Origin of the sequence: Steroidobacter sp. (genome assembly GCF_016790065.1) — a bacterium.
GTDB lineage: Bacteria > Pseudomonadota > Gammaproteobacteria > Steroidobacterales > Steroidobacteraceae > Steroidobacter.
On the sequence record NZ_JAEUPY010000152.1, the window covers coordinates 1 to 6,992 of the forward strand.

Annotated in this window: 3 protein-coding genes; 2 read left to right on the forward strand and 1 reads right to left on the reverse strand. The window is 60.3% G+C overall.

Translation table 11 applies throughout. From position 1 onward, the window contains the following. Positions 1 to 377: 377 nt before the first annotated feature. On the reverse strand, positions 378 to 5,084 hold the full coding sequence (locus JNL55_RS06455; RefSeq protein WP_293850919.1) for a hypothetical protein: 4,707 nt from the start codon (positions 5,082 to 5,084) through the stop codon (positions 378 to 380). 244 nt (positions 5,085 to 5,328) lie between these two features. On the opposite strand from JNL55_RS06455, the gene JNL55_RS06460 reads away from it, so the two are divergent. Both JNL55_RS06460 and JNL55_RS06465 read left to right on the forward strand, forming a co-directional pair. Next, positions 5,329 to 5,901, forward strand: coding sequence for a hypothetical protein (locus tag JNL55_RS06460; RefSeq protein ID WP_293850922.1), 573 nt, complete (start codon positions 5,329 to 5,331; stop codon positions 5,899 to 5,901). A gap of 415 nt (positions 5,902 to 6,316) precedes the next feature. After that, positions 6,317 to 6,865: a DUF2199 domain-containing protein gene (locus tag JNL55_RS06465; protein ID WP_293850925.1), complete on the forward strand. Its 549-nt coding sequence runs from the start codon at positions 6,317 to 6,319 to the stop codon at positions 6,863 to 6,865. Positions 6,866 to 6,992: the final 127 nt, after the last annotated feature.

Below are 6,992 nucleotides of genomic sequence, written 5' to 3' on the forward strand. Positions count from 1 at the left end.
ATTGCGCAACGCATCTTTACCCGCCGGGTATGTTGTTATCCACTGCAGTGTGAAGCCCGCCAAGCTGCCCAGGCAACGCTTTCCGCCTCGCCCAACTACTCGCTTCATCGAAATGTCCTTGGGGCACACGCTCTGCGAATACTCACAGGATGCTGCGTGGCGTGATGCAGCTTTTTGGCCACGCGCCCAAAGGGCCGGCGTCTGCTGAAGAACCCCCGGATCGCGATTCGTCAATCTCTTAGTCACGGCCGCCACGGCGGCGGGCTCAGCGTTCGCCCCTATGCCCCTTCCTGGTCAATGTACTCCTCCGATCGCGGCTTCGACGGTTCACGCTGCTTGTGTACTTACGAGCCACCTGAACGCGAATGAGTAAAACGCTAGCCGGCAATGCCATCCATCTCGAGCCAATTCGCCGGCGCCTCTCGACCAAAGAGACAATCCTTCAGGCCGTTCGGCTTCCGCTCGGCGGCTGCCAACGCTCTGTCAAGCTGACTCCGGTTCATCTGCACATGTAGCGCGCGAAGGCGATCCAGTTCCGAGACCACCACGGTGCCGGTCGCGCTGACTTTCATCCAAACATAAGCGCGCCGGTCCGCACACTTCAAGAAGACGTGCCAAGCGGCGAACGCCGCTCCCACGTCCGAGGCCTGCGTAAACTTGCCCCACCATAAGCGGGCCAGCGCGCGTCGATTCCGCCACTGGGTAGCACTGCTCACGAGCGCTTCGACCGACGTGGTCTTCGGTCCACTTGGCCAGTTGAGCGACTGAGCATCCGCAGCGGCGCTAAATCCCTCCAGCGTCAACGCACGTTTGTGTCGCCATAAGAATCGACTCGCCTGGTCTTCTTTGATGACCGATTGCAGCCACTCATTGCGACCATTGAATTGAGCTGCAATGACAAGGTCCAGGAGCGCTACATCGGTACTCGTTGAGGTAAACGAGATCAGAGACCGCCGCAGCTTTTCGATTTCAGGCGAATCTGGCGCCCGGAAGATCATATGGACGAACTCGGAGATGCCGGCGGCACCCTTCATTTTGGTTAGAACCGCGTTGGGCAAGGCGTCCCAGAGAATGGCACCGTGGGCAGGCGCAAGCTCAAGCAGAACCTCGCAAAGGGCCATATACAGCCCCTCGGCGGAACGCACTCGCCTAACGAAACTCTCCGTTCTCTCCTGCGCGCCTTCCAACAGCTTCTCCCATTCCAGGGGCGCACACCGATAAGCCTCACGGACCTCACTGACGTCGAAGGCGTGCAAATATAAGCTGTATCCACTCGCACGGATCTTTCGTAGAGCCGCAGTACCTGCCCTCGACACCTCCTCAAAGCGGCGATTGACATCCTCGATGCTTTCCGCCGATCTCTTGAAGAACGCTTCCGCGCTCTGATCTACCTTCTCCTTCTCCGCAAAGCCGATGTTGGCAAGCCCCCTCGTGGGACGATACATGGACCACTCACCAGGCAGCGCAGGGATATCCATGCCAGCGCCTAGAATCACGCGAACAAGGTGGGCCGATACGAACTCTAGTTCGGCGGGCTCGCCCCCTCGCACTACAGCGGCATGCAGCCAACGCCACGAGGCAATCAGCGCTTGTACTTCGTCGAGGCCAAAGGAGGTTGAGGCATGCGCGATTGCGTCGCTGCCATAGTGCGAAGCAAACGCCTCTGCGGCATCGGCTTTCCAATTCGTCGAGAGCAGGTGCTGCCCGCAAATGTCGGGCGCGCACAGCGAAAGCGCCATGAAGGCAATATCTTTCGTGTCGGCCTGTTCGCTGTCGAGGTTGTGCAGCAACGCCTGAGCGAGTTGGTCGGCGCCGCTGGGGCGCTGTGCGGCCATCACGCGCAGCACGATACCCTCCGCGGCGGAGGATCTTTGATGTCGCTCAAGGAAGCGTTCCAACTGCTCAGTACTCGCGGGCCGCAGGACGTCGAACAAGTCGAGCGTTCCTAAGTAGTCGCAAGCGTCGAGCATCCAGTCCAACTGCTGCTCGATCGGAAGGTGAAGCAGTTCTAGTTGCAGACACCACGTGTTCGTTACATCGTCGTGGCGCTCGAGACTGCTGGCGGTGCGCAGCTCAGCGATCAGCGGTGCATCCTCGGGCTGGACCAATAGCATCAGCTCCATCAACTGTAAGGCGGACCAATACTTGTGATCGCCGCGTCGGGCAGCGAGCGTCTTCAGCTGCCGACGCGAGGCTTCAACAAATTTCTCGGGCAAGTACCTCGCCGCCGCCGGCTGCATCTTTTCCCATCGATGATCTTCTGCCGTCTGATGCATCCCCTCGCGGACACCGTCGAACGTCTCCCCGTCCAGCATCGATTCAAGATGATCGAGCACTGCTGTCGGCAGTTGGACCGTCGGGTCCGCTAAAAAATTTGCCGCCTTTTCCAACCTCCTCCACACCGGCAGGTCTGCTGCCTCCAAGATCATCTCCAGGTGCCGCCGCTCCGGCGCGACCATCGAGTTTGCGGGATCCTTCTGGTAGTGCTCCTGATAGGTAGATCCCGCGCCGAAGGTTTCATTCACTGCCGACGCTCGCCGCTCCATCGCCTCATCGCCAGGCAGGCGCAAGAGCCACGCGGCAGCTCGATTGGCAAGGCGCGGATGCACGTGCGGCTCGGGTGCTCGTGCCAGCAGGTCCTCGGCAAGCCTGCTCAGAAATGGCAGGGTCGCTTGCTCATCGGCACTGCCCACCGAAGCAAGCCAGTGAAGCCCTGTGACCCCGTGATCCGAGCCCGTCACGTCGACCGCTGCCCGCACCGCGCAGGTTGAGAAGAGCGCGGGGAACTGTGTCAGGTCGTGCCCCTCCAACGTCCCCGCGATGGCTGCCGTCAGGTCGGCACGATCCTCATACGCAAGAGACAGCGACGTCCCCAGTACGATGACTGTTCTCGGATCGGCGGTCCCGATACGCTCCACGATTCGCTCGTGGTGCCGCTTGGCGTAGTGTGACTTGTCAGCGATATTCTCTGGACGCGGCACACACAACTGTCCGGCCCAATCGATGAGGCGTGCTTCAATCACCTTCCAATCGGCCGTGCGAGTCCGAGGCAAGCTGCGCAGCGACTGTATTGCGAGCTGGCGGGCCGCTCGCGCGGCCTGCGTCAAGGAGCGCTCGACGACGACCAGCATGGAGCGCGGAAACGCATCCCCGAAAATCTTTACGTCCTGTGGGAACGTGCGGCCATGGTTCTGAGCGTTCATCCAAGTGACGAGCAAACAATCGGCGTTCACTTCACCATCGCTGCTCAGGCCGGCCGACATCACAGATAGAGCGGCACGCAGCACCTCGGTCGTGTGATCAACCGCAGCCACGGGCTCGAGCCATTCCTCTAGCGCCGATTGGCGGCCGTCATCGTTCGCCTGATCCAGCACCTCAAGCAGCGCAAGCGCCAAGCCGAGGATCGCCACTTCCGGACGAAGCACGAACTGATGCGCGGCGCCGACCTGTTTCTTGTCACCCCAATGCCCATCTACTACGTCACTGAGCCGACGTTTCACATCCTCTGGCGTCAGCGTTGGGCTAGCCAATGTCAACGCCAGATCCTTCGCCGGTTCCGGCCAGGTCAATGCGCCGCGCCGTTTGATTTGTTCGCGATGATGTCGCGCGCGATCCGATAACCATTGCAGCCAAGCGTCGGGTGTGAACGCACTGCCGCCGCGCTGAGTGAGTACCTCGCGCCCGTATTCGAAGAGCAATCGATGGACAGAGGCGTCAGACTTTAATGCCGGGTTGTCTTTGAGCCTGTACACGATCGGAAACAATCGGGGCGTTCGCGCAAGCAGGCGTAGGGACTCGTGCAGCTTGTCCCTGCTCATCCCGTGTAAACGCAGGACTTCGTCAAACTCCGCGTCATCGTAGACGCCCACCTTGATCTGCCTCGGCGCAGGATCAAGCGAGCTCAACGCCGTCAGATCCTGTTCAAAGTAGCTCTGTCGGCTGGTCATGAGCACGCGCACCCGCTTCACAAGTTCCGCTGCCTGCAATGCGTGCGCAAAATTTCTCCAGTGAGTCTGTGGAGACTGATTCAGTCCGTCGACCCAGAGGAAAAACGTCGGCCCCTCGATGATGGGCCTCGCAAGCAACCGTGCCACTCGTGTCTGCCAGTAGCCCATGCTCAATGTCGATTTCGTGCTCTTCCTGAGCGACTCGGCCAGCAGGTGCTGAATGCCACCCACCGAGACATCATGGCCGCTTGCAAAGGTTCCGGCGGGCACCAGCAAGATGATGGGCAAGTGGTCGCAGCTCTGGCGCGTCCAGTCGAGGGCGGCCCATGTCTTTCCGACGCCTTCCAATCCGGTGACGATCGCCGGCGCATCGAGCTGAGCGGGATCGCTCCACCACCCCGTGAGCTCTCGTAGTGGCCCCATGCGAGCAATGAGCCCAACGCCCGGCTGGCCACCCGCGGCATCCTGCCCCATATAGGCCCAGCATTGCCCGCGACTCTCCCAGATTGACATCAAATGTCGGTGCGAGACCTCTCGCAGATGCTTGAAGCCGATATCCCATACCGCGAGATCCTTGCGGAGGTTGTCGACCGCCGCGCCCACGTGGGACGTGAGTGCACGGGCGGCCGTCGCCGCGGGGACCCCAAGGTGCTGTTCCACCACCTCAGGCCAGCTCGCGCACAAGGCAGCCAGCGCACACAGACCCGCGCCCCGTGCCGGCGGCGTCCAATCGATCACGATGACGGGAACGCCCTGCTTCTGACCCTGCCGGAGAGCCAGAGTACGCTCGTTGTACTTCACCACTTTCGTGGCCATCAGAATCCACGCTTCCAACAGCTCATCATCGTCGGCCGCCTCGGCGACCTCACCTGCGAGTCCCCGCGAGTTCAACGCGGTGGACTCTTGATACCGTTTGCACTCGATGCGAAGGCGTCGACCGCGCAATCCAGCCGTCCCCGCATCACCGCCGACTTGATATCCGCTCTTGGAGACCGTGATGGCCACATCGCCGAGCAGCCGGCTGATGAGATGCGCCGACAGTTGTTCAAAGACATGGCTGTCGTGCCGTTCGAGCTCATCCTTGAGTGAGGCGAGCTGCTGATCGAGCGCGTTGGGGGAAGCCTGCACAGAAGCCATCTCTTTTCCTGCGTTCTTGCTCTTTGGGAACCTGCAGTTTATCAGCCGCTGCGCCACCTAACACCGCGACGCGTCGCTCGTGCGGTGCCACATCCGCGACCGGCAGGACGATGGCGTCACGCGTTGACGCACCAATGGCTCCGTAGAACCTGTCGGGCACGGGAGATGGCAACTCGCTGCGTACACCGGGTCGAACCTGGAACCGACCGAGATCACTTACAGCCAATGCCCATTCGGAGGAAACGTGAGCATCAGAAAGTTCACAATCCGTCCGCAAATCTGCACAAGCGGGCAGACGCGTACATCCGCTGGGCTGGTCGCATTCGTAAAAGACGGATCGCTTGAAGTCAACCCCGGCGTGAAGTGGTGTTTCATCCCTACCGAGTCGCAAATCGACTTCCGCGAGAACCAGCTGTCCCTGACCATCGCAAATGACCAACTCACCGCGAGCGTGATTGAATATGAACCGCCGGAAGACACCGCCGTTCTAGTCGCAACGGCGGATATCCGACTCGAGATCAAGCTGCATCATCCCGGCATCGCTCCCCTGCTCCTTCCCCAGGATGCAAAGCTTCCCGACGAACCTGACGCACAGGACAAGGAATGCAGGCGCACCCCTCTATCGCAACAGAATCGCCGCTACCCTGAACGCGTACAGACTGCGTCTGAACGCCTTCGGCGTCAGACCCGCATTCTTACTATTTCCCATAAATCCCGCTCTATTAGACGGTCACGAGGGGCGTGTCAAAGAGGCTTCCGAGGACGGTGTGCCACGATCTTCGGTCGCGCGCTAGCTGCCATGCTCAGTGAGTCTTGACCGACAGTGCCCACCTGCCAGCGCAGGGGCGCTCCGCGGTGAGGGTTTGCTGAGCTCCGCAATTCAGCACCTATTGGGATGCCATCGTGAGTTGGCGACGTTGGTATCCACCTGCCATCCAGAGCGCACCCGCTGATTGAGTTGTAGCGATCAATGCCGCGGGTACGCACCCCGACTCGCACGCCGCATGACACGAACAGCACGCGTGCAAACCGTCTTGCGCGCACAGACGTGTTGCGCAAACAGCGCGTCAGGGAGCCGCACGACCCGGTGCAAAGCCGCCATCGATCGTTAACGGAAATTCCACCTGGTTCTTACGTCCGCTCCTGAAGCCAGATCGCCGACCTGGCGATGCCCATTTCAGAAACGGCTGGCTCGAGCCCAGGAGCAGACGTCTTCAATGAGGATCTTCATCATGACTGACATGATCGCGTGCGCGTGCTGTGGCGAACCCGCCCCAGTCAGCGTCCTCGAGCTGAGCTTTCGGTTGCCAGATGAGGTATTTCAGCTCTCCAAGGCTGAACGAGACGCACGGTGTCGATTGAGCTCGGAATATATTGTTCTCAATGACAACCGATTCTTCATCCGCGCTTTGATTCCGCTACCCGTCCATGGCCGAGTGGAGCCCTATCACATCGGTATTTGGGCGGAAGTTTCGGAAAAGAACTTCTTCCGCATCCTTGCACTCTCGTCAAAACCTGCACAGGCGTCAACACCGCCGATTCCGGCGAGATTGGCCAACCAAGTGCCCTTTCACGAAAGTAGCCTGGGTCTATCGCTGACCCTGCAATTAACGGGTCCGGACACGGTTCCCGAAGTCCAACTTCGGCCTTGCAAGCATACGTTGTATGCCGAGCAGTCCAACGGCATCGATGAAGCTCGCGTCTTGCAGTACGCTCAGCCCGTGCTACAGCATGCACATGCACAGCGCGACTTCACCGACACCCCAGCGAAACAGGAATAGCCGCATAGAACGGCTGATCCGATCGATCGTGAAGGCTCGCACTATCCCCATAGTGTGAGCCTTCCTCCGTCGCAATCGCTTCTGGTCACGGCCGCGAGTGAGAGCCGTTGCAGACGTTACTATCCCT